At 50.5% G+C, this 23,445-nt stretch carries 23 protein-coding genes and 2 pseudogenes; 22 read left to right on the top strand and 3 right to left on the bottom strand.

Annotated elements, in window-relative coordinates:
* Positions 1–197 precede the first annotated feature (197 nt).
* Genes NSQ80_RS01380 through NSQ80_RS01390 form a run of 3 tightly spaced genes read left to right on the top strand, consistent with a single transcriptional unit; the run spans position 198 to position 3,101 of the window.
* Positions 198–1,352 carry a DUF418 domain-containing protein gene (locus NSQ80_RS01380; RefSeq protein WP_339301036.1) on the top strand — a complete coding sequence of 385 codons (1,155 nt, stop codon included), beginning with the start codon at positions 198–200 and terminating at the stop codon, positions 1,350–1,352.
* 27 nt (positions 1,353–1,379) lie between these two features.
* Positions 1,380–2,489, top strand: coding sequence for a sensor histidine kinase (locus tag NSQ80_RS01385; RefSeq protein ID WP_009224922.1), 1,110 nt, complete (start codon positions 1,380–1,382; stop codon positions 2,487–2,489).
* Positions 2,490–2,495: 6 nt separating this feature from the next.
* A complete protein-coding gene (locus NSQ80_RS01390) occupies positions 2,496–3,101 on the top strand; it encodes a response regulator transcription factor (protein ID WP_009224921.1) in 606 nt (201 codons plus the stop codon).
* Here the strand turns inward: NSQ80_RS01390 and NSQ80_RS01395 are convergent.
* Both NSQ80_RS01395 and NSQ80_RS01400 read right to left on the bottom strand, forming a co-directional pair.
* Positions 3,098–3,916 carry a WYL domain-containing protein gene (locus NSQ80_RS01395; RefSeq protein WP_323078588.1) on the bottom strand — a complete coding sequence of 273 codons (819 nt, stop codon included), beginning with the start codon at positions 3,914–3,916 and terminating at the stop codon, positions 3,098–3,100. The two genes, NSQ80_RS01390 and NSQ80_RS01395, sit on opposite strands and share 4 nt — an antisense overlap.
* Positions 3,903–4,190: pseudogene (locus NSQ80_RS01400) on the bottom strand (WYL domain-containing protein); the annotation flags it as partial. The gene NSQ80_RS01395 and the pseudogene NSQ80_RS01400, both read right to left, overlap by 14 nt.
* Positions 4,191–4,209: 19 nt before the next feature.
* On the opposite strand from NSQ80_RS01400, the pseudogene NSQ80_RS01405 reads away from it, so the two are divergent.
* The 8 genes and pseudogenes from NSQ80_RS01405 to NSQ80_RS01440 all read left to right on the top strand — a co-directional run.
* Positions 4,210–4,725: pseudogene (locus NSQ80_RS01405) on the top strand (slipin family protein); the annotation flags it as partial.
* A gap of 190 nt (positions 4,726–4,915) precedes the next feature.
* A complete protein-coding gene (locus NSQ80_RS01410) occupies positions 4,916–8,608 on the top strand; it encodes a GH92 family glycosyl hydrolase (protein WP_339301038.1) in 3,693 nt (1,230 codons plus the stop codon).
* Positions 8,609–8,694: 86 nt separating this feature from the next.
* The gene (locus tag NSQ80_RS01415) at positions 8,695–9,837 is read left to right on the top strand and encodes an enolase C-terminal domain-like protein (RefSeq protein WP_085169416.1); all 1,143 of its coding nucleotides are present in this window, start codon (positions 8,695–8,697) and stop codon (positions 9,835–9,837) included.
* 41 nt (positions 9,838–9,878) lie between these two features.
* Positions 9,879–10,061 carry a hypothetical protein gene (locus tag NSQ80_RS01420; protein WP_085169414.1) on the top strand — a complete coding sequence of 61 codons (183 nt, stop codon included), beginning with the start codon at positions 9,879–9,881 and terminating at the stop codon, positions 10,059–10,061.
* 131 nt (positions 10,062–10,192) lie between these two features.
* Positions 10,193–10,726: a sensor domain-containing protein gene (locus tag NSQ80_RS01425; RefSeq protein ID WP_339301041.1), complete on the top strand. Its 534-nt coding sequence runs from the start codon at positions 10,193–10,195 to the stop codon at positions 10,724–10,726.
* Between the two features lie 169 nt (positions 10,727–10,895).
* On the top strand, positions 10,896–12,260 hold the full coding sequence (locus NSQ80_RS01430; RefSeq protein ID WP_339300023.1) for an ISNCY family transposase: 1,365 nt from the start codon (positions 10,896–10,898) through the stop codon (positions 12,258–12,260).
* Between the two features lie 181 nt (positions 12,261–12,441).
* Positions 12,442–12,618, top strand: coding sequence for a hypothetical protein (locus tag NSQ80_RS01435; protein ID WP_339301043.1), 177 nt, complete (start codon positions 12,442–12,444; stop codon positions 12,616–12,618).
* A gap of 247 nt (positions 12,619–12,865) precedes the next feature.
* A complete protein-coding gene (locus tag NSQ80_RS01440) occupies positions 12,866–13,429 on the top strand; it encodes a tyrosine-type recombinase/integrase (RefSeq protein WP_009224905.1) in 564 nt (187 codons plus the stop codon).
* 93 nt (positions 13,430–13,522) lie between these two features.
* Here the strand turns inward: NSQ80_RS01440 and NSQ80_RS01445 are convergent, their stop codons facing one another.
* Positions 13,523–14,209 (bottom strand): universal stress protein, encoded by a 687-nt coding sequence (locus NSQ80_RS01445; RefSeq protein WP_009224904.1) that lies wholly within the window; start codon positions 14,207–14,209, stop codon positions 13,523–13,525.
* 122 nt (positions 14,210–14,331) lie between these two features.
* Here NSQ80_RS01445 and NSQ80_RS01450 point away from each other — a divergent pair, with 122 nt between their 5' ends.
* The 11 genes from NSQ80_RS01450 to ahpF all read left to right on the top strand — a co-directional run bounded on the left by NSQ80_RS01450 (position 14,332) and on the right by ahpF (position 23,351).
* The gene (locus tag NSQ80_RS01450) at positions 14,332–16,749 is read left to right on the top strand and encodes a Na+/H+ antiporter subunit A (protein WP_339301044.1); all 2,418 of its coding nucleotides are present in this window, start codon (positions 14,332–14,334) and stop codon (positions 16,747–16,749) included.
* Positions 16,736–17,158 carry a Na(+)/H(+) antiporter subunit B gene (locus NSQ80_RS01455; RefSeq protein ID WP_036645051.1) on the top strand — a complete coding sequence of 141 codons (423 nt, stop codon included), beginning with the start codon at positions 16,736–16,738 and terminating at the stop codon, positions 17,156–17,158. The genes NSQ80_RS01450 and NSQ80_RS01455 overlap by 14 nt, the downstream gene beginning before the upstream one ends.
* Before the next feature lie 2 nt (positions 17,159–17,160).
* On the top strand, positions 17,161–17,499 hold the full coding sequence (locus NSQ80_RS01460) for a Na(+)/H(+) antiporter subunit C (protein WP_009224901.1): 339 nt from the start codon (positions 17,161–17,163) through the stop codon (positions 17,497–17,499).
* A complete protein-coding gene (locus NSQ80_RS01465) occupies positions 17,492–18,967 on the top strand; it encodes a Na+/H+ antiporter subunit D (protein WP_339301047.1) in 1,476 nt (491 codons plus the stop codon). The genes NSQ80_RS01460 and NSQ80_RS01465 overlap by 8 nt, the downstream gene beginning before the upstream one ends.
* Before the next feature lie 13 nt (positions 18,968–18,980).
* Positions 18,981–19,460, top strand: a complete 480-nt coding sequence (locus tag NSQ80_RS01470) for a Na+/H+ antiporter subunit E (protein WP_260070132.1) — start codon at positions 18,981–18,983, stop codon at positions 19,458–19,460.
* Positions 19,460–19,738 carry a Na(+)/H(+) antiporter subunit F1 gene (locus NSQ80_RS01475; RefSeq protein WP_269724334.1) on the top strand — a complete coding sequence of 93 codons (279 nt, stop codon included), beginning with the start codon at positions 19,460–19,462 and terminating at the stop codon, positions 19,736–19,738. Before NSQ80_RS01470 ends, NSQ80_RS01475 begins: the two co-directional genes overlap by 1 nt.
* A complete protein-coding gene (gene mnhG, locus NSQ80_RS01480) occupies positions 19,713–20,135 on the top strand; it encodes a monovalent cation/H(+) antiporter subunit G (protein WP_339302148.1) in 423 nt (140 codons plus the stop codon). The genes NSQ80_RS01475 and mnhG overlap by 26 nt, the downstream gene beginning before the upstream one ends.
* A 111-nt stretch (positions 20,136–20,246) precedes the next feature.
* Positions 20,247–20,465 (top strand): hypothetical protein, encoded by a 219-nt coding sequence (locus NSQ80_RS01485; protein ID WP_009224896.1) that lies wholly within the window; start codon positions 20,247–20,249, stop codon positions 20,463–20,465.
* Positions 20,466–20,585: 120 nt separating this feature from the next.
* A complete protein-coding gene (locus tag NSQ80_RS01490) occupies positions 20,586–21,005 on the top strand; it encodes an HNH endonuclease (RefSeq protein ID WP_339301050.1) in 420 nt (139 codons plus the stop codon).
* 241 nt (positions 21,006–21,246) lie between these two features.
* A complete protein-coding gene (gene ahpC, locus NSQ80_RS01495) occupies positions 21,247–21,810 on the top strand; it encodes an alkyl hydroperoxide reductase subunit C (protein WP_009224894.1) in 564 nt (187 codons plus the stop codon).
* Positions 21,811–21,821: 11 nt separating this feature from the next.
* Positions 21,822–23,351 (top strand): alkyl hydroperoxide reductase subunit F, encoded by a 1,530-nt coding sequence (ahpF, locus tag NSQ80_RS01500; RefSeq protein ID WP_009224893.1) that lies wholly within the window; start codon positions 21,822–21,824, stop codon positions 23,349–23,351.
* Positions 23,352–23,445: the final 94 nt, after the last annotated feature.

The following is a 23,445-nucleotide window of genomic DNA, read 5'->3' on the forward strand; positions in this document are numbered from 1 at the left end:
AATTGTATTATCAGAAGGCTTGATTCAGATTCAACGGAGAATCAAGTACATTGGACGAGGCTGATCTGCAGCCTTGAGCCCTATAAAAGTGATCACATGACACTGTCATCCCAATCTCCTGACAACTGTGAATTCCGCCGCCCCGGTGTTCAAAGGTAGAATGAAGCTACCAAGAGAAACGAAAGGACGGGAAAGGGATGGAGAATCACGGCGGGAGAATACGCTTGCTCGATATTCTGAGAGGGTTCGCGGTGTTGGGGACGCTGGGGACGAATATCTGGATTTTCGCGCATTTGGGAGACGTTAATTATGTCTTTACTTTTTATCATGCGGCGTGGTGGTCGTCGCTTCAGGACTTCGTGCGAGTCTTCGTGTTGTTCTTGGTCAACGGCAAGCTGCTGGGCTTGTTGACGATCATGTTTGGCGTTGGGTTGGAGATGAAGTATCGCCAGGCCTTGAAGCGGGGGAACGCCTGGCCGGGAATGTACCTTTGGACGTCGTTTATCCTGATGGCGGAAGGGTTGCTGCATTTTACACTGGTGATGGAGTATGACATTCTGATGAGCTACGGGATCACGGCGATCATTGCCGCTTTTATCGTCAAAGGCGGGGATCGGGCGATTCGGCGGGCGATGTGGATCTTTGGCGGGGGGCATGGAGGAATCATGCTGCTGATCCTGGGCTTCGGGATCTATCTCGGACTCTCCGGGGCGCATATCTCCATGGGAGATATGCGTGCGACGACAGCGTTATATGGCGGCGGCAGCTGGGTTCAACAGGTACAGGATCGCCTGGCGAATTTCGTGGCGCTCCGTTTGGAAGCCGTGTTCGTAATTCCCATGAATTTGTTTCTGTTCTTGCTGGGCATTCGGATGATGCGGTCCGGGGTGTTTGCCCCCGATGAGCAGGGGCGGCGGCACCGAGGAAAGCTGTTGAAGCTGGGCTTGGCGATCGGGGTTCCGCTGAATTTGCTGATTTTTATCCCGGGCGGGTATCTGGATTTCCCTGTACGGTACTTATTTGCACCGATCCTCTCGCTGGGGTATCTTGCACTCATCGCGAAGCTGTTTGAACGATACGAAGGGCTGTGGCTGTGGAATCGGCTGGAGCAGGTGGGGCGGATGTCCCTGAGCTGCTATGTCTTGCAAAATATCACCGCTTCCCTTATTTTTTATGGATGGGGTCTTGGCCTGGGAGGCAAGGTGGACGCATTTACCACGGTTCTCATCTGGCTGGCCATCTCCAGTTTCCAAATCGTATTTGCCTCGCTGTGGTCCAAGCGGTTCCGATTCGGGCCGCTGGAAGCGACGAGAAGGTGGATGACGAACCTCGCGGGCAAGCTGGCCGCTTGAGGATCAAGCATAAGGTGAGGATGCCCATTGTTACGGAAGCTGTATCCTGCGGACCAAATCGAGAAGTTTTTACTGCTGGACGTTATTATCATTGTATTTCTAATCTACCGGGTGCTGGTGCTGGACGTTCCCTATCCGATCCTCGTCAAAATAGGGTTTCTTCTCCTGTTCCTAGCCTCATACTATATTTGCCTATGGCAACGTCGGTGGCTGATGCTCCTGGGCAGCTGCGTTGGCTTCCTGTTGATTCTCGCGCTGAGCATCTATGAAGGGATGGGGGCTTTGCTGTATGGCTTCGTGTTTGCGGATTTTTTGGGAAGGGCGGATCGCAAGCGGGTCATCGGCATTGGTATGGTCGGCATTGCCGCGATGTTCATTCTGGCCGGTTGGATCCATGAAGGGGAGCCGGCGGGAGTCTTTCGGACGGTTTATTTTCCGGTGATGATTATTCAACTGGCGGTCCCTCCCATCCTTCAGGTTCGAGAGGGAAATAAGGCGCTGAAGGAGAAGCTCAATCTCGCGAATGCTCAGCTGGAACGATATATTCAAGAGGAGGAGCGAAACCGGATCGCCCGGGATCTTCATGACACGTTGGGGCAAACCTTGACGATGATTAAGATGAAAAGCGAGCTGACCATCCGGTTAGTGGATCAACACCCTGATCAAGCCAAGGAGGAGCTGCGAGATATCGTGAACACCTCCAGACACGCTTTAAAGCAGGTGCGGGAGCTGGTGACCGGAATGAAGTATGTTCCGCTGGAGAAGGAGATCGAGCTGGCGGGGGATCTTTTGCAAAAGGTGGGGATTCGGTTGCTTGTTTCAAATGAGACGCCGTTAACCCCTCTATCCCCGGTGGCGGAAACGATGCTAGCGTTATCCGTCCGAGAGGCGGTCACGAACATCATCAAGCATAGCGGGGCTAGCGAATGCATGATCACCCGATACGAGCGGGATCAGCGACTTTATCTTGAAGTGAGCGATAACGGGAATGGTCAGCTGGAGCCGGGAAAAGGTAACGGCGTGCAGTCATTCCAGGAGCGCATGGCGATGCTGCAAGGTGAAGTTGAAATGAAGCAGCGCCCGGAGCAAGGGATATCCATTACGTTTATTGTACCGCTCATGGGAAATAGGGGGTGAAGACGGATGATCCGAATTGTCATTGCCGAGGATCAACAAATGCTGCGCGGGGCTTTTAAATCGCTGTTGTCTTTTGAAGAGGATATGGAGGTTGTCGCCGAAGCGGAGGACGGAGAAGCCGCATGGGAGGCGATTGTGCGCCTGGAGCCTGACGTGTGCTTGCTGGATATTGAAATTCCGGTGCTGACGGGGTTGGAGGTTGCCGAGCGGCTTAAACGGTCCGGAAATCCGGGGAAAGTGATAATCGTGACCACCTTTGCCCGTCCGGGGTATTTACAGAAAGCGATGGATCTCAAGTTAGAGGGGTATCTGTTAAAAGATGAACCGATCGAGTTTCTGATCGATGCCATCCGGAGAGTCATGGCCGGAGAACGCGTGATCAGCAAGGACCTGGCGGAGGTACTGTTTCTGAAAGAGGACAATCCGCTGACCGAGCGGGAGACCGAGGTGCTGCGGTTATCGCACGCGGGACGTTCAACCCGGGAGATTGCGGAAACGTTGTTTTTGACGGAGGGAACGGTCCGAAACTACTTGTCCCTGGCGATTCAGAAGCTCGGAGTGGAGACTCGGCAGCAGGCCACTGAGCGGGCGAAGGAGCGAGGCTGGATTTAGACGAAGGTTGGGTACTTTCGGCAAAGTCCCGGTTTAATATATAGCTGAACCATTGGGATAGGGTGTGACTCATATCTATTTCCCTCGATGACCCGAACTCGCTTTCCTAGAAAACGAAGCTTTGAAAGCAAATACTCCAACTCGTCACTAGGCAAGCTAACCTTGATTCGGTAGGTGTCGTGCAATTCATCGTACTCTACTTTTTTCTCAAAGCTAGAGAAAGCATAAAGGATGCGGGACAATTCTTCGTTGTAGTTAGGGATAATTTCAATGACGGCTTCAGTCCTGCGGTTATCCAGTGTTTCCTCGATCTTCTTCCGGATCATCTCCACTTCTGCCGGCTCGATAGGTTCTTGCGTAACAGCGTGGATCTTCTTCAGCCGGGTGCTCATCACAGATTGATGCCTGATGTTATACCAGATCAGATACCATTCTCTCTTGACCATGGAATATTCCAGTTTATAAGGGAACCCCGAATAGTCGGTGTACACGCGTTCACCCTTGACTTCGTAAGTGATCCGGAAGCCCGATTGATTCATGATGAGTCGGCGTAGCAGCCGCAGGAGGGGGTGGTAGACCTGTTTTTCCTTGGCGCGGGCTTTTTCAATCAAATGATCGTCAATATCCATCACGGGATCCGGCTCTAGAACGGATCGCAGCTTGGTTAATGTAGCCGCAGTGAAGGCATCCGTTGCCGCGGGGTGATTGAGCATCGTCTTCAGCCATGCCCGTTCATGAGAAGTCACCGTGAACGTTCCTGAGTCCTCCAGCCGGGAGATGATCTGGTGGTTAAAGTTTTTCTCAAACAGATTCATAGTAAGACAGGATCTCCTTCCATTCGGCAATCATTTCACGACGAAGCGAAGCAGGTTCTATGACCTCACAGCTGGACCCGAAGCTTCGCAGCCACGGTTTGATTTCGGTTGTTCCGTTTACCGTAATTTCGTAAATAAAGGAATTCTCATCTTCAAACACGATTTGTCCCCACTGGCCTTGCAGCAGGACCCGTTCTTTCACGAAATTCGGTACTGAACCCTCCGGGTTATAAAATCGGGCACGTACTCTTACAGTTTGGCCTGTATCTATGAGTGGACCCGTATCGGTCATGGTGAAGCCGATTGATAGGAGACAGCAGCAAATGGATCTCCTTGGCCAAGAACTCATGACGGAAGACAAGGTCACACTGCGTCTAAACTTCGTTTGCCAATATCGAATTGTGAACCCTTTACGTAGCTTGGAGATAAAGTCGTTTGACGAGCAAATCTACATCCAGCTCCAGCTCATGCTGAGAGAATATGTAGGGACGCTTAGATTAGATGATCTCTTGAAACGGAAAGAGGATGTGGCAACATTCGTCCTGTCTCGGCTGCGCGAGAAGGGGGAAGAGTTCGGCGTTCAGTTCCTGAGTGCGGGGGTAAAGGATGTGATTTTACCAGGAGAAATGAAAGAGATTCTAAACACCGTCCTGTTGGCGGAGAAAAAAGCGCAAGCGAATCTGATCACCCGCCGGGAAGAGACAGCCTCGACCCGAAGCTTGCTTAACACCGCGAAGCTGATGGATGAGAATCAAACGTCGTACCGTCTGAAAGAGCTGGAATTCCTCGAGAAGATTTGTGAGAAAATCGATTCTTCAAGGGGATGTTCGGTTGAGCCGCAACGACCCTCCATATACAGTTTCAAAAGCGACTCCGACTAAAAAGGTCGCTTTTTTTATTTTTGAGAAAACTTCTATCACGTAAAAACTACTGTACTATATGTCATGATAAATATATTATATATAATTAAAACAGAACTATAATTTGGGAGGGATCAGCTTGAAGAACACAACCGCCCGTGCTGATCGGGATTGGGCATCGTACGTCAATACGAATATCGGCACGTTGTCCTACAAAACGTGGTCCACGTCTCCAACCGTGCAGCTTCCTCATGGGATGATGGAGATCGATCCGGTCACCACGCCGGGCATCGGAGACAAGTATTTGGCGGACAAAATCTTCGGATTTTCCTTCGGACCGGCCTCGGTGACGGTTTCCGGCAGCCCTTTGTCCGATCGTCGGGAGGAGCATGCTTCCACCTTCGATCATGATTTGGAGGAGACCCGGCCCTATAAGTATCGCGTCTTCCTGGAGGATCATGAGATCGATGCCGAGATGACGGCCGCTCAGCGCAGCGCTTATTTTCGTTTCCACTCCGCTGGGCCGGTTCATGTCATCATCGACGGCGGCGAGACGACGCAAATTCACAAGCACGATGGCCGCATAATCGAAGGGGAGCGCGTGAATAAAGGATATGTTTGCTATTTTAGCTTAGAAATGAAAGAGGCAACGTCGTCGTTTGGTGTGATCGAAAACAGCCCGAGAATCTATTTAACCTACGAGCCGCAGCAGAAGGAAGAAACGATAGAGTTCAAGGTAGGGATCTCCTACATCAGCTTGGAGCAAGCCCGGAAGAACCGACAGCAGGAGCTGCCGGATTGGGACTTCGAGGCTTCCGTTTCCCGAGCCCGCGACGCTTGGAACCGTGCGCTTTCGGCGATCGAGGTGGAAGGCGGGACGGAGGAAGAGCGGACGATTTTCTACACGGCGATGTACCGTACGCTGCAACGGATGCGGAACATTACGGAAGATGGCCAATATTACAGCGGCTTCGACGGAAAGGTCCACAAGACGGAAGGGCGGGATTTCTACACGCACGACCAGCTTTGGGATACGTATCGCTGTGCCCGACCTCTACAAAGCATTATCGAACCCCGCGTATTTGAAGATATGGTGTACTCGTTGGTCCGAATGTACGAACAAGGCGGGTTGCTGCCGAAATTCCCCCATCCGGGAGGAGATCATGCAGTGATGATCGGCCATCATGCCGCTTCGCTGATTGCCGATGCCTGTGCGAAAGGGCTGGATGATATCCATGTCGAGAAGGCTTTTGAAGGAATGCTGAAGGATGCGACGGAAATGTCCTTGATTCCCTGGCGGACGGTGCCAGCAACGGAATTGGACCGGGTGTACTACGAACAAGGCTGGTTTCCGGCCCTCCCTGTAAGGGAAGACGCGAAGGTAGCAGATCCGGACGAGTGGAGAAAAAAGCTCTGGGACCTCGTCATGGAGAAGATGCCTAATCAAATCACCTGGGTTCCTGAGGTTGGCGTTGACGAATGGGTGCCCGAGGTGGATCCTTGGCATCGCCGGCAATCCGTGTCCGTTACGCTGGAGCGAGCTTATGACGATTGGTGCGTCGCCCAAGTGGCCCGTAAGCTGGGGAGGGACGAGGAAGCCGAGTTTTTCCTTCAACGCGCGGGCAACTACCGCCATCTGTTCCGCCCTGACCTCGGGCTGATGGCGCCCAAGACAGCGGAAGGGGAATGGGTTGAACCGTTTGATCCGAAGCTGTCCGGCGGGTTTGCCGGGGAGGGGTATTTTGCCGAAGTGAACAGTTGGATCTATACCTTCCATGTACAGCACGATGTGGAGGGGTTAATCCGGCTGATGGGCGGGAGAGAGGCTTTCGTGCAGAAGCTCGACGCATTGTTTACGGAGCAATACACGATGGAGAAGCCGTGGTTTCTCGGGCAATTCCCCGATATGTCGGGACTGATCGGCATGTATGCCCATGGCAATGAACCTAGCTTTCATATCCCGTACCTGTACAATTATGCGGGAGCTCCTTGGAAAACCCAGCGGCGCGTACGCGACATCCAACACCTGATGTATAACGACGGACCGGCAGGCCTGTGCGGAGACGATGACATTGGTTCGCTGTCGTCCTGGTATGTTTTCAGTGCGATGGGCTTCTATCCGGTGTGCCCGGGACGGCCTGTCTATGATATCGGCAGCCCGATCTTCGAGAAGACGACTCTGCATGTCGGGGAAGGCCGGACGTTTGTCATTGAAGCGCGTAATGTCTCAAAAGCGAACAAGTACATCCAATCCGCGGTTTTGAACGGGCAGCCGTATTCACGGCCTTGGCTCAGCCATCAGGATCTGATGAGCGGAGGGCGACTTGTGCTGGAGATGGGGCCGCGACCCAACAAGGCATGGGGAAGCTCGCCAGAGGATGCGCCGTCTTCGATGACTTCTTTAGGATCCCTGCCCTGTGAAACGGAGGAATGCGGCATGACCCTAGGCAAGCCCATTTACCATTTTACCCCGCCGGCCAATTGGATGAATGATCCGAACGGACTGATCTATCACGAGGGTGAATATCATTTGTTCTATCAATACAACCCGTATAGGGATCGGTGGGGAACCATTCACTGGGGGCACGCGGTGAGTACGGATCTGGTGCATTGGCAGCATCTGCCGATCGCGCTGGCGCCGTCCGCCGAGCTTGGCGAAGTGCACTGCTACTCCGGCTGTGCGGTGATTGATGACCAGGGCGTGCCAACCCTGTTCTACACCAGCATTGGTGAGGGCGAACGAAATGCCGAGACCGGCGCGGAGCAATGGATGGCCACCAGCCCGGATGGACTGCGGACGTGGGTGAAGTCCGACGCGAATCCGGTGCTGACCCAGGAGATGCATGGAGAGGATTTGGCGGTGCGGGATTGGCGGGACCCGTATGTGTGGAAAGAGGGGAACCGGTGGCTGATGGTACTGGGAGGGAGCCTGCAGGGCAAAGGCTGTGCGTTACTGTACGAATCGGCGAACTTACAGGATTGGACGTTTCGGCATCTCCTTCATACGGGGGAGGAAAGCCTTTGGGAATGCCCAAACGCCTTCCGCCTGCAAGACAAAGCGGTTCTGATTTACTCGCCTAGCGACAAGGTGAAATATCTTGTAGGTTCCATGGGAGACGATCTGCGATTTGTGAAGGAACAGGAGGGCTTCGTAGACCATGGCGGCTGGGAAGGGTATTATGCACCGCAATCGATGTTGGCGCCGGACGGCCGTCGCATCCTGTGGGGCTGGCTCCCCGACAACGCCCGCGGGGAGATGAAGGAAATCCAGGGATGGTCGGGGGTGCAGTCGATCCCAAGAACCGTGGAGCTCCATCCAGACACGAACACCCTGATTTTTAAGCCGGTCGTGGAGCTTCAGGTGTTGAGAGAAACCCCCTACGAACTGCCGAAGACGGTCTGGTCGCCGGGCCACCATGAGCTAGGGATCCAAGGAAAAGCTGCCGAGATTATCGCTGAGTTTGAGCTAATCGGTTCGGAGACGTCGTTTGGATTCGAGGTCTTCCGTTCCCCGGACGGGGAGGAACAAACCACCCTTAAGTTCGACGTTTCCGGGGGACAGATCGTATTGGATCGCTCTCGATCGAGCCAAGCGGCGGGCGTCCACTCCTGGGAGCTCGTGGCCCCTTACGAAATGCAGCAACATAAACAGCTCCGAGTTCACCTGTTCCTCGACCACTCCATTGTGGAAGTGTTCGTGAATGACGAGCTTTGCTTGACGGGCCGAGTGTACCCTCTTCGGGAGGACAGCGACTCGATCCGACTGTTTATCCAAGGGTCAAGCGTTACGATGAAGTCCCTTTTCGCGTGGAATTTACGTAGCATTTGGTGAAGTCGGTTCAGCAAAAGAATTGAGAGCGGTTTCAGCTGAATTCTGAGTTTGATTCTACTAAGAAGAAGAGAAAGGGGTTGAATAGGATGAACCTATTTACCTATTTAGATGAAAGTTGGCGAATCCAGCGCATCGAACAAGTGCATATGAAGGGGGAACGCCGCCGGTTGGCTGGCTGCAATGCACGGCTAGGGGTACACGGCAAAGAAGTAAGCTTTCCTTTAGTTCGCATCACCATCGGGGGCATATCCGGCTTCGGCTGGTCAAGGATTACCCGTGAACAGGCAGCCTCTCTTATTGGGACTCCGGTCAGAGAGATTTTCTCCGAGGAGCAGTGGATTCAAGACCGCTTTCTACATCTGCAATTCCCGCTCTTCGATTGGTTGGGCAAGGTCAGAAATCAACCCGTTTATGAACTATTAACAGGCAAAAAGGCTGCATCTCCGTTGGAGGTGCCCTGTTACGATACGTCCTTATATTTTGACGATTTGCATTTGAGCTCCGAGAGCGATGCGGTACGTCTGCTGCAAGAAGAAGCGATGCAAGGTTACAATGAAGGCTTCCGCGCTTTCAAAATTAAGGTAGGACGCGGAGCGATGCATATGGATTTAGTGGACGGAACCAAACGCGACATCGCGATTGTTAACGGGATCCGGGAGGCAGTCGGCCCCGAATGCAAGCTCATGATTGACGCCAATAATGGCTACAACTTGAACTTGACCAAGCATGTGCTAAAAGAGACGGCATCGTCCAATTTGTCGTGGATTGAAGAGGCGTTTCATGAGGACGATTGTCTGTATCGCAACCTGAAGGAATGGATGAGCGAACAGAAGCTGAATGTGCTCATTACGGATGGCGAAGGTCACGCTGCAAAGCCCATCGTGGAATGGGCCGAGCAAGGGTTGATTGACGCGATTCAGTATGACTTACTGGATTACGGCATTGTGAATTGGATGAAGCTCGGGGAGCGGCTGGCCCGAAGCGGGGTTCACGCTGCACCGCACCATTACGGCGTATTCTATGGCAATTTTGCTTCCGCTCAGGCTTACCCTGCGATTCCAGGGTTTATGTCTGTCGAGTGGGATGAGACCCATATCCCCGGCATCGATACGTCGGGTTACTCGATTCACGACGGCATCGTAGCCCTTCCCTCGACCCCAGGGTTTGGTTTACACCTTGACGATACCTATTATGAGGGGGAAGTTCGGGAAAGCGGCTGGACGGTATAAGCTCACCAGATGGCAAACCATCGGTCAGGAAATCCTGGCCGATGGTTCTTTTTTGCACTCCGCTTGGTACCGAATTGGCCGAAATGCATCGGGTATTTCACCAAGCGCAAGAGAAACGAGGGATTGAGCTGTTCAAGAGTTACGATACGGCGTCCTTGGAGATCGTTGCCGATTTTCTGGAGAAGCTGGCCAGCTTGGTGGCGGAGCCGCCGAAACCAGAGTAATCACTGGGCTCGTCCTAGCCTAAAGTCTAGTTTCAAACACCACCTAAGACGGTTATGTCACGCCAGTAGGGTAGTTATAATGAACTTATAAATTTTGTGCGTGACTGAAGCAGTCAAAGGAGTGTTTGAACGTGAAAGCAGTTGAAGCGACGAATGTGGCGAAAGCGGGGAAGGTGAATTGGGCGCTGTTTAATCCCAAAACCTATGCAACGATTCTTTATTTGCTGTTAGCCCTCCCGTTAGGGATCATCTATTTTACGGTGGCGATCACCGGGCTTACCCTCTCCATAGCGTTGACTCCGGTATTTGTCGGAATCCCGATGTTTTTTGGAATGGCCAAGCTGTTGAACGGAATTGTAAGCTTTGAGCAAGGTTTGATTCGGCATATTTTAGGGTTGCCAGTTCCGCCTGCAGCGGCTCTAAACCATCCATCGGCAGAAGTCGGGTCCAATTGGTTCATGCGCATGGTCAAAGGGTTTGACGGGGGACTGTTCATCCGCAACTTGATGCTGGTCTTGCTTCGCTTTGTCACCGGCATCGTATTCTTTGCGGTAATGATCGTCGCTCTTGCCCTGGGCATTGGCTTTATAGCGCTTCCTGTGGTGCATATCGTTCTGATGAATGAATATAAGCTGGATATTTTAGAAAATAACCTGTTTACCTAGTTTCCCCTGAAAAAGTTAGGGTGTTTTGAGCATAATTAAAAGGAATTCAGCACCTCAAAATGGAAATTGTTATTGACGAGATAACAAAGTTCCACACCCCGAGGGAAGAATTCCTTTGCTATAGGAGTTCAACAGAAGCCCTCGGGAATCCTTCCAAGAGGTGAAGAAAATGTTGAAACTTCGAGACGAGCAATTGACCATCTGGGATGCCATTCTCCCGGAATCTGTTAGAAAGTTGCCGGTCGAGCTTGCAATCATAGATCAATTACTGGACGACGACCGTTTTCTTCAACCGTTTACTGAGTTGCACCCGAAAGGCAAGAAAAGCGGCCGTCCTACGCTTGCAATTGAAAAGTACATCCGTCTTATGGTCCTGAAGCATAAATACAATTTGGGCTACGAGTCACTCGTGAAGGAAGTCGGTGACAGCATCACATGGCGAATGTTCTGCCGGTTTGCCATCGACGAACCGATGCCCGACCCGTCTACGCTCATCTATGCCCGCAAACGCTACGGCGACAAGATCGTCGAAGACATCAATGCCGCACTCGTAAAGCAGTGTGAGGAAAAAGCCGTTCTGAAAACCCGCAAATTGCGCACGGATACGACGGTTGTGGAATCCGACATCCATCACCCGACAGACGCTACGCTGTTGCAAGATGGCGTAAAAGTCATCACTCGAACGATTCAGAAAATCCGGAAAATCGCCTCCCACACTGTTCAAGGCTTTGAAGATCGTACGGCAGAAATCAAGGAAAAGATTCTGTCCATCGCGAAAGTTCTACGTCGCCGCACCCGTGAATCTTGGGAAGAAGTTGACCGGATCACTGGGAGCGTAATCGAAGTAGCCGAGAACGTTGTGAACAAGGCGCAAGCCGTTATCGAGAAACTGCAAGACAAGGGCAAAGCTGCTCTTCGACAAAGTAAAACCAAACTGACCGAGGCGGTCACGCTAACCGGCAAGTTGTTGGAACAAGCCAAACAGGTCGTTTCCGGCAATCGAATCATCGCAGATCGGATCGTCAGTTTCTTTGACCCGGAAGCAAGACCGATTAAGAAAGGTAAGCTGGCCAAAGGAACTGAGTTCGGCTACAAGGTGCGAATCGACGAGACGGAAAGCGGCTTTGTGACCGGCTATGCTGTCTACGAGGGGAACCCCTCGGATGATGAACTGCTCGTTCCCGCTGTACAGGCGCATATCAAGCAATTCGGCAAAGCGCCGCAAGCTGTAGCGACCGACCGCGGTTTCTCAAGCAAGAAGAACGAAACGGCCATTACCGAACTTGGTGTGAAGCGAGCTAGCTTGCCGCGAAAGGGCAAAAAAGGCATTGCCCGATCCGAGTACGAAAACGAATTATGGTTCAAAGACTTGCAGCGTTACCGTGCAGCTGGAGAAGCGAAGATTAGTCTTCTCAAGCGGAAGTACGGTTTGAACCGCAGCAGGTATCGGGGCTTTGTCGGCTCAAAATGCTGGGTCGGCTTCGGGATTCTGACCCACAACCTGCAAAGAGCGGCAAAAATGCTCCAAAACTAACATGGAAACCGATCATTAGGGAAAGTTCCCCCTCACAACCCAGCCAGCAACCCGAAACTATTTTTGAAAATCGACTTTTTCAGGAGCAACTACCTACTTCCATATCAACTGGACCTATAATCAACAATACCTGTTTTACGTGGGCGTGGGGCTCTTCCTGTTCTGGGTTGCGCTTCGCATCGTGAATGGGCTCATGCAGGTTCAGCGCAGAATCATGTATGTGGACGAAGCCTATTTGCAGCCGACATCAGAGCCTGCTCCAGCCGCAGCACCACACCAATTCCATGCGCCGGTTCTGCCGCAATTTGAGGATGATCTACACGAGCATCCTACGACTGAGAAAGTGTGGCTTGCTTAAGAGGTTGAGTAGGTACTGAATAAATTAAACATATTATTAATAGCGACAAAACGATGAAGAGAAAATGGATAGGGCTCCGGGTTTCGCCGGATGGAATGGATTCTAATTTGGAATAGACGTCTTCGTTTAGCAGATACTGCTGATAACGGAGGCGTCTTTTCTTGTGAAACGATGCCAGCCATTTATTGCGATGTTACTTAATATATGTTAGAATGAATTTATGTAACATTATGCGGAGGGATTCTCTGTGGAGTTTGTTAATCCGATTCGAGACCTTGAAACCATTCAGGCGATGAAGGAGGAGTTGCGTAAACATTCGGTTCGAGACTTATTACTTTTCGTGCTGGGGATTAATACCGGCATTAGTTTAATTGATTTACTAAGTCTTACTGTCGAGGATGTGTGGGACGGCGAGAAACCGAAGCAGTTCCTATACGTGAAGAATGAACGAACAGGGGAAGACCAGGCGCATTATCTCAACTGCAATATCGGGGAAATCTTGAAGGAGTATTTGAGCATGATCGATTGGCAACCAGGGGACTACTTGTTCAAGTCCAAGAAGGATTGCCGGCCGATTACCCGCCAGCAGGCCTATCGCATTATTAATCGTTCGGCCAGAGAGGTTGGTATTTCGGAGAAGATCGGAACGCATACGTTGCGCAAGACCTTCGGTTACCATGCCTACTATAAAGGGGTTGCCATCTCGATCATTAAATCGATCTTGCATCATCACTCTACCGCCGAAACCTTAAAGTATTTAGGGATTGATAAAAATGAAAGGTTGCCGATCAAGGTGGACGTCAATTTGTAAATTTCCTATTTAGCACATGACAAACAAAAAAACTCTCCACATGAAGCATGCGGAGAGTCTGTTCATCCCATCATTCGTTGATATTCACATTTCCTATGATTCTTCAGCGGCTACCCGATTCATCGCGGTTTGAATGTCCACATTTCTGAGTTCGGTGACGATTCCGTCCTTAACCAGGACCTGAAGCGTTTCAGCGTCCTTCATAAAGCGGAAAATGCCATTATCGAAATCCGTATTGGCTTCTTTGAAGAAGATCCCTTCATATTCGGCATCCTTGAGGTGGTTAAAGCTTAAGGTATAATGATCACCGTCCTTGATCAAGTAAGCACGAACTCCCTTTTCGTAAATCCCTTCCTCGTCAGGAATATAACGGGCAACTGAAATAAGATGCAGGTCCACAAAGGGGATCTCCCGGATCAAGGCATTGATAATGGACCCTTTCGTCATTTGCTCCCAACGGCTCTGGGCCGTCTGTCCAAGGATGATTTGAGTAATGTTCTTCTCCCTAGCGACTTCAGCAATGACCTTATAAACAGGGCGGCTTTCATTGTCCTTCATAATAAATTGTGCTGTCGGGTGGGAATTGGCATACTCTTTCCACTGTTCGATATGAAATACTTTATCTGCATCCAATTCGTCGAAAGGTTTGGGATCCACAGTCAGTATATACAGCGGGGCCTTCATCAAGTTAGCGATTTTGCAACCGCGTTTGATTAGTCGTTCCCCGTTCGGACCATAATAAACGCAAACCAGAACACTTTCATTGCATGGATTATCCATTTTACATTATTCACCTCAAAGGATAATAATAGATCGCTTAAATAAACTACGTAAGACTATAATTGATGTTTTATCCCCAGTCAAATCGTGTTATCGACAGAATGATTCTCAAGTAAGGAGGATTGCGCTTGGTTACATTCTATACCTTCATTTTTCTTCCGTTGTTAAGTGCTATACTCGTACCATTTCTGTATAAGTACTTGAATCGTCAAGTCCATACAGGATGGTTTGTGCTAATTATACCCCTATCCATCTTCGTCTATTTATTACAATATATACCCGATGTTGCGGGCGGGAAAACCTATGTCTATACGCTGCCGTGGATTCCGACGCTAGATATCCAGTTGACCTCTTATGTGGATGGACTGGGTCTCTTATTCGGGCTTCTGATTTCGGGTGTGGGGTCCCTGGTGATCCTTTATTCCGTCTTCTACATGTCCAAGGAGCGGGAGGCTCTCCATAACTTCTATATCTATTTGCTCATGTTCATGGGTGCGATGCTAGGCGTCGTATTTTCTGATCATCTCCTGGTCTTCTACGGCTTCTGGGAGTTAACCAGCGTGTCTTCGTTTTTATTGATCTCTTATTGGTTTGAGCGGCGAAGCTCCCGGCAAGGCGCCTTAAAGGCAATGCTGATTACTGTGTTTGGCGGATTTGCCATGTTAGCTGGATTTATTATGTTGATCATTATGGCGGATACCTATAGCATTCGAGAATTGATTACGAATGTGGGCATTATTCAAAATCACGTGTTGTTTATCCCGGCGATGCTATGCGTGTTATTGGGTGCATTTACGAAATCGGCACAGTTCCCCTTTAGCATTTGGCTGCCGGATGCGATGGAAGCACCAACCCCGGTCAGCAGCTACCTCCATTCCGCAACGATGGTGAAAGCTGGCATTTACTTGGTGGCGCGAATGACGCCGATCTTTGGCGGCAGTTCGGTTTGGTTCTGGCTGGTCGCCGGTGTGGGGCTGATTACATTGCTTTACGGTTCCTTGAGTGCGCTCAGACAGACAGATCTAAAAGCGCTCTTAGCTTATTCTACGATCAGCCAATTAGGATTGATCATGTGTTTGCTTGGCATCGGCTCGCTGGCGGTTTATTTTGGGCCCGGTGAGAGCGGCACAGTCTTTACGGTAGCGACCTTCGCCGCCCTGTTTCATCTATTTAACCACTCCACGTTTAAAGGCAGCTTGTTTATGGTCGTGGGAATTATTGACCATGAGACAGGTCGGCGGGATATTCGCTATTTGGGCGGTTTACTGCAGGTGATGCCGGTGACGTTTACGGTCGCCTTGGTCGGCGGTTTATCGATGGCCGGGTTGCCGCCGTTTAACGGCTTTTTGAGTAAAGAGATGTTTTTTGCTGCGGTCAATGAAGTTACCCAAGCGGGAATCTTCGGGCTCAGCAACATCGGCTTCATCTTCCCGCTCCTGGCTTGGGTAGCGAGCATATTCACCTTTGTGTATTGCATGCTCTTTATCTTCAAAACCTTCGGAGGCAGCTTCCGCCCGGAAAGATTGATGAAAGAAGTGCATGAAGCCCCTCTGGGGATGTTGATCTCCCCTATCGTTTTGGGTGTGCTCGTGATTCTCATTTTCTTCTTCCCGAATGTACTTGGGAAATATATTCTAACTCCCGCTTTGAACGCGGTTTTGCCGATGATGTCCGTGACTGCCTATGATCTCAAAATCAGCGCGTGGCATGGCCCGAACCTCGAATTGCTGATGACCGTGGGCGTCATCCTCTTTGGGTTATTGCTCTTTCGGACAGCGAAGCGATGGGTTCCGGCGATTCGGAGCTTTCCGCAGAGGCTGACGCTAAATCACTGGTTTAATCAAGGGCTGGATGGAACCGAGAAGCTCTCGCGATCGCTGACTAATCGATATATGACAGGTTCGCTGAGACATTACCTCATCTACACTTTTTCATTCTTTGTGATTGTGCTGATGGCTTCACTGTTAGGGTTCCATGGCCTGCAACTCGATTTCTCGAAGGACGCTCCTATCGGGATCTTCGAAGCTGGACTGGTGGTTGCGATGATCATCGCTGCCTTTGTCGTCTTGTTCGCCCCGAATCGTATCGTCGCCATTGTGGCTTTGGGGGCGATAGGTTATATGATTTCGATGTTCTTCGTCATCTTCAGGGCTCCTGATTTGGCATTAACGCAAATGGTGGTGGAGACGGTGACAACGGTCCTGTTCTTGCTGTGCTTCTACCATTTACCGAAGCTGAAGAAGAGCATCGAACGCCTATCGTTTAAGCTGACCAATCTCATCATTTCCATCGCGATGGGATTAACGGTAAGTCTCCTGGCTTTAGCTGCGAACGGACATAAGCTGTTCGCGCCAATTACCTCTTTTTTTGAAAATGCCTATGAACTGGCCGGGGCAAAAAACATCGTCAACGCCATCCTTGTGGATTTCCGCGGCTTTGACACCATGCTGGAAATATCCGTGCTGACGATTGCCGGGCTGGGCGTCTATCTCTTGGTTCATCAGCGTTCCAAAAGGAGGGAACCAAATGAAAACGAATGATGTGATCTTAAAAAGCGTCACCCGCGTGGCCGCCGTGATTATTTTGACCTTTTCGATATACCTGTTCATGAACGGCCACCATCATCCGGGGGGCGGATTTATCGGCGGGCTGAGCACGGCATCCGCAATTGTTCTATTGTACCTGTCCTACGGGATCGAGAAGGTGAGAGAGAACATTCGCATGGATTTTAAGAAGCTCGCGGCGATTGGGGTGCTGATCGCGGTGGTCACCGGAATGGCCGGGGTTGTGTTCGGAGAGCCATTTCTGACCCAAACCTTTGGCCACGTCGAGTTACCGGTATTCGGGGATACTGAGCTTGCCTCCGCTCTTATTTTTGATACGGGGGTTGCCCTGGCGGTCATAGGTACGGCGGTAAATATCATTCTAAGCATAAGTGAGGATCGATAAATATGGAGACACTCATCGTCATACTCGTCGGGATATTCGTATCGATCGGCACCTATTTGATCTTATCCAAGCAATTGCTTCGCATCGTGCTGGGAGCATCTATTGTGAGTCATGCCGTGAATTTATTGCTGATCACCTCCGGCGGGCTGAAGCGGGGGAGCGCCCCCCTGCTGGGCGAGAAGCAAGCCGGTTTTACGGATGCGATGCCTCAGGCTTTGATCCTGACGGCTATTGTAATCAACTTTGCCGTGACGGCACTAGTTTTAGTTTTATGTTATCGGGCCTATCAGCATTTTGGGACGGATGACATGGAGCAGTTAAGGGGACATGAGCATGAATAATTGGTTGATCGGTCCGGTGATTATTCCCCTGATGATGGGGATGGTTCTCATTGTTTTTCAGCAAAACCTCCGGCTTCAGCGGATCCTTAGCTTGCTTGCCCTGTTGGCAACGTGCTTGGTTTCCATTCTACTCATTCACCAGATCAATGCGGGTGGTATTCAGACGTTGCAGCTAGGCGGCTGGGAAGCCCCTTACGGCATTAGCTTCGTCGGTGATATGTTCAGCGCGTTGCTGTTGCTCGCAACCTCGGTGGTTTCGATTGGCTGTTTGCTGTATGCCTTCCCGTCGATCGGACGGAAACAGGAGAAGCTTTACTTTTATCCGTTGTTTTTGTTCTTGATTACAGGGGTGAACGGCTCGTTTCTGACAGGGGACTTATTTAACTTATATGTCTTCTTCGAAGTATTTCTCGTCGCTTCGTATGTGTTGATCACGATGGGCGGGGCACGGCAGCAGTTTCGCGAGGCGTTAAAATATATTTTCACGAACATTATCGCCTCTGCGTTCTTCCTGATGGGGGTCGCCTATTTATATTCGATCACAGGCACGTTGAACCTCGCTCACTTATCCATTCGGATCGCAGAGGTAGGCCAGGACGGGTTGATCACCACGGTAGCCTTGCTGTTCCTGATCGTGTTCGCATTAAAGGCCGGATTATTGCTCTTCTTCTGGTTGCCAGGCTCGTATAGCGTTCCACCTACTGCCATTGCGGCCATCTTTGCGGCGCTGCTCACCAAGGTGGGGATCTACGCGATCTTTCGGATGTTTACGCTCATCTTCTATCATGAACCGCAGATCACTCATTTAATTATTGGAATATTGGCGGCTGCAACGATGATTCTTGGAGGACTTGGAGCTGTGGGCTTCGGGGATTTGAAGAAAATCATCACCTACAATGTGATTATCAGCGTTGGGTTTATCCTGCTTGGCCTGGTCTCGATGACACAGGAAGGCATGATGGGCTCCATCTACTATTTACTGCACGATATTCTGATCAAGGCCTTGATCTTTCTCATCGGCGGTACGGTGATCTATCTTACGGGGACCAGCAGGTTACAAGACATCAGTGGTCTGATTCGGCTTCACCCGCATTTAGGTTGGATGTTTCTGATCGCCGCGTTATCTATGGTTGGAATTCCGCCGCTCAGCGGCTTTCTCGGCAAAGTATTTACGATTCAGGGAACCTTCGAGTCCGGTGATTATTGGCTTGGGGGAATCGGGCTTGCCGCCAGTTTGTTTATCTTGTATTCCATGATCAAATTGTTCATGAGCGTCTTTTGGGGCGAGACCATTCTGAGCGTAGATGATGAGAAGGGGACGACCCAGGGGCTCCTGCTTCCAATCGCACTGTTGACCATTGCCAGCCTGGCTTTAGGGCTGGGTGCTGAGGGGGCGGCTGGGTATGTGGCCCAAGCAGCACAGGAATTGCTTGATCCAAATCGATATATCCATGCTGTGATGGACTAAAGGGGGGACAGCCATGCCCATTCAGGTGCTGCTCAACATCTTTATAGCTTACCTGTGGATGTTTCTACAGGATGAAACCAGCATCATCAACTTTATTGGCGGTTATTTCGTCGGTATGTTTATTCTATTTTGCATACGTCGCTTCTTTAATAAGCCGTTCTATCTATTTACGTTGGCGGCGGTAGGGAAGCTGCTCATTATCTTCATTCATGAGTTGATTATCTCGTCGATGACGGTCATGAAGCACGTGCTTCGTCCCAAAGTCGATGTGAAGCCCGGGATTTTCAAGGTGGAGACGGATTTGGAAGGGGATCTGGAAGTGACCCTGTTGTCCTTGCTGATTTGCCTGACGCCGGGCTCCGTCGTAATGGAGATTACCCCGGATGCGAAGACATTATATATACATGGACTGAATATGCCGGAGTCGAAGGATTCCGTTCTGAAGTCAAAAGCCGTGTTCGAGAAAGCGATAAAGGATGTGACCCGAAAATGATTTTTAATACGATCTTGATCATCGCTTTATGTTTGTTGCTGGCGGCGATCTTAGCTAACTTGTACCGTGTCGTCAAAGGTCCGTCCAGTGCGGACCGGGTCATGGCGCTGGATTCCATCGGCATCAATTTAATTTCGAGTATCGCCGTGTTCTCGGTATTGCTGCATACTCATGCCTTCTTTGATCTTCTTTTGCTGATTGGGATCTTATCCTTCATTGGAACGGTGGCGTTTGCCCGGTTTATGGAAAGGGGTGCTGTCATTGAGCGGAAGCGGTGAAGTTGTTGGTGCGATTCTGATCCTCGCGGGTGCTGTCTTTAGCTTGATCAGTGCGATTGGCAATTTACGGTTGCCTGATGTGTACACAAGATCTCATGCCGCCTCGAAGAGTTCGACGCTAGGCGTGCTGTGCGCGATGGTTGGCACTTTGTTGTATTTCATCATTACCGATGGCTACTTCAGTATTCGCCTGATCTTGGGGATCTTCTTTGTCTTTCTGACGGCCCCGGTGTCTGCCCACGTGATCAGCCGTGCCGCCTATCGACATTGCGTGCCGTTAGCGGAGGGAACCGCCGAGGATGAGCTCAGGGAATACTACCAGCCGGATGAGAATTTCGAGGGAGAAGATCAGGTAGAGCCGGTTGAGCAGGAGACGATGCTTCAAGGTACACCCTAAGCGCCTTTCGACCATGTGAGGATTGTCATAGATGACAGTCGTTAAAATTTTAGATAATAATGAAGTGGCACACACCAAAGGAATCACATTGGTTAAAAAGGGGCAAGTAGCATGGCTGTTCATCGGGGACCCGTAGATCAAGACGTAGTCATTGAAAAGGTTCAGAGTTTATTTACATGCCGGGTGTTGTGGAGCGAAGGGCGACCCTGCCTGGAATACGACAGCCGGGAAGAGCTGGACCGAATCTCTGAATACGTTAAAGCGAACTTTGGTATGGAACTGCTCGATGTTTTCTTTACGGCAGTCGAGAGCTTGCCGGATGACGATTAAAGGAAATCGCTTGATGTATAGCACCCGCAGGGGTGCTTTTTTCTTTGGAACGAAGTTCCAAGGGGATGAGAGAATGCCTGGCTCTGTCGGAGAGACCTTATCGTTAAGGAGGAGCTGGTGATGATTACGGTACTAAATACGGATGGCCAGGAATTAACCCCTTGTACACTGGACCGAGCTTGGCGGGAGGTGAATCGGTCGCGTGCCGTCTGGATCGATGAGCAGACCATTCAGTTGTTATACAACCCTTTTTTGTTCCGGAAATATCGTAAACTCGCCCTGAAAAGAGACCTTTACACCTGCCTATGGTGCGGGCAGCCTGCAACAACGGTGGATCATCTGATTCCTTCAAGCAAGGGCGGTTCGGATCTGCCGCGGAACCTCATCGCCTCCTGCGGCGAGTGCAACTCAAGACGGAGTAATCGCCCGGCGCTGGACTATTTTAAAGAGAAGCTGCGTTCCATTCCCCGTCCAATCAAGCTTGGTTTTCATATTTTGATAGCTTTATGCTGTTCCAGGATCAAACCAAGATCTCATTAAATAAATCTATAGTCGGAAAGAAAGGATTTCGCGGCCCTGGGTGGAAATCAGTATTGTGTTATCAAAACGATTGGCGATGGGGGATCATGCACGTCTGTCGGCCTAAGGGTTATATTCGGCTATTCCGGGTATATTAATTATGAAGACTTGATGAACTGAATTGACAGTGAGAATCATTAGCATATAATAATTAATATAAATAACTAGTAGAAAACAAAAAGATAAAAGGAGAGTTCAAATCATGTCGTTGATTGGAAAAGAAGTATTGCCTTTTAAAGCTCAAGCCTATCACAACGGGAAATTCATCGAGGTTTCCGACGCAGATTTCAAAGGAAAATGGAGCGTTGTTTGCTTCTATCCAGCGGACTTCACTTTCGTATGCCCAACTGAGCTGGAAGACTTGCAAGATCACTACGCTGCTCTGAAGGAGCTTGGCGTTGAAGTATATTCCGTTTCCACGGACTCCCACTTCGTGCACAAAGCATGGCATGACAGCTCCGAAGCGATCGGCAAGGTTACTTACATCATGATCGGTGACCCAACTCACACGATTTCCCGTAACTTCGATGTATTGATCGAAGAAGAAGGCGTAGCTGACCGCGCTACCTTTATTATCGACCCGAACGGCGTGATTCAAGCGATTGAAATTACAGCTGGTGGCATCGGACGTGACGCAAGCACGCTGATCGACAAGATCAAAGCGGCTCAATACGTTCACAACCATCCAGGCGAAGTGTGCCCGGCAAAATGGAAAGAGGGCGCCGCTACTTTGAAACCAAGCCTTGACTTGGTTGGCAAAATCTAAGGAGAACCATTATGAAACTGGATGCAGACATTAAACAACAATTAGAGCAATATCTTCAGCTTCTGGAAGGGAATGTTCTGCTGAAAGTCAGTGCCGGAACCGATACGGTTTCGAACGAGATGATGGACCTCGTCAACGAGTTGTCCAGCATGTCGGATAAAATTACCGTCGAGCAAACGAGTTTACCCAGAACCCCAAGCTTCAGCGTAAATCGCGTTGGGGAAGACACCGGCATCACCTTTGCCGGTGTTCCTCTGGGCCATGAGTTTACTTCCCTGGTACTGGCTTTGTTGCAAGTCAGCGGAAGACCACCGAAGGTGGAACAACATATCATTGATCAAATCAAAGCGATTAAAGGCGAATACCGCTTTGAAACCTATGTGAGCTTGTCTTGCCACAACTGCCCGGACGTGGTTCAGGCGTTGAACCTGATGAGCGTACTAAATCCTGGCATTTCCCATACCATGATCGACGGCGCGGCTTATAAGGATGAAGTCGAGAGCAAAGAGATTATGGCAGTGCCTACGGTATTCTTGAACGGCGAGTTGTTTGGCAATGGCCGGATGTCCGTCGAGGATATTTTGGCGAAATTGGGTGCCTCGGACACGTCGGCGTTTGAAGGCAAAGAACCATTCGATGTGCTTGTGATCGGGGGCGGACCTGCCGGTGCCAGCGCAGCGATTTATGCTGCACGCAAAGGCATCCGTACAGGGATCGTGGCAGAACGCTTCGGCGGCCAAGTCAACGATACCCTGGGGATTGAGAACCTGATCGGCACGAAATATACCGAAGGGCCGAAGCTGGCAGTAAGCTTGGAAGAACATGCGAAGGAATATAACATCGACATCATGACGTCGCAACGGGCCAAGAGTCTTCGCAAGAATGACTTGATTGAAGTGGAATTGGAGAACGGTGCCGTGCTGAAGAGCAAGACCGTTATCGTATCCACGGGGGCACGTTGGCGCAACATGAATGTACCGGGCGAAGCGGAATTCAAGAACAAGGGCGTGGCTTATTGCCCGCACTGTGACGGTCCGCTGTTCGCAGGCAAACGTGTGGCCGTTGTAGGCGGAGGAAACTCCGGCGTAGAAGCAGCCATCGACCTGGCGGGCATCGCCTCGCATGTGACTGTGCTTGAATACATGTCTGAGCTGAAAGCGGACTCGGTTCTGCAGGAACGTCTGAACAGCTTGCCGAATGCGACTGTGATCAAGAACGCGCAAGTGAAAGAAGTCACGGGCGACAGCAAGGTGAACGGACTGACCTACATCGACCGGGAAAGCGGCGAAGAGAAGCATCTTGAGCTGGAAGGCGTATTCGTTCAAATCGGTCTCGTACCGAACACCGAATGGCTGGAAGGCACGCTGGAGCGCACCCGGATGGGCGAGATCATTGTGGACAACCGTGGGGCTACAACCGTCCCAGGCGTATTTGCCGCCGGCGACTGCACGAATTCGGCTTACAAGCAAATCATCATTTCCATGGGATCTGGCGCGACAGCAGCTTTAGGCGCTTTTGATTACCTGATTCGCAATCAATAATATATTGCGTTATGGATAAGGCCCGCTCTTTGAGCGGGCTTTCTTGCTGTGCAAATCTAACGTTTTTTGACTATAGTCTCAAGTTTGTTGTCTA

Source organism: Paenibacillus sp. FSL K6-2441, from assembly GCF_037964765.1.
Taxonomy (GTDB): domain Bacteria; phylum Bacillota; class Bacilli; order Paenibacillales; family Paenibacillaceae; genus Fontibacillus; species Fontibacillus phoenicis.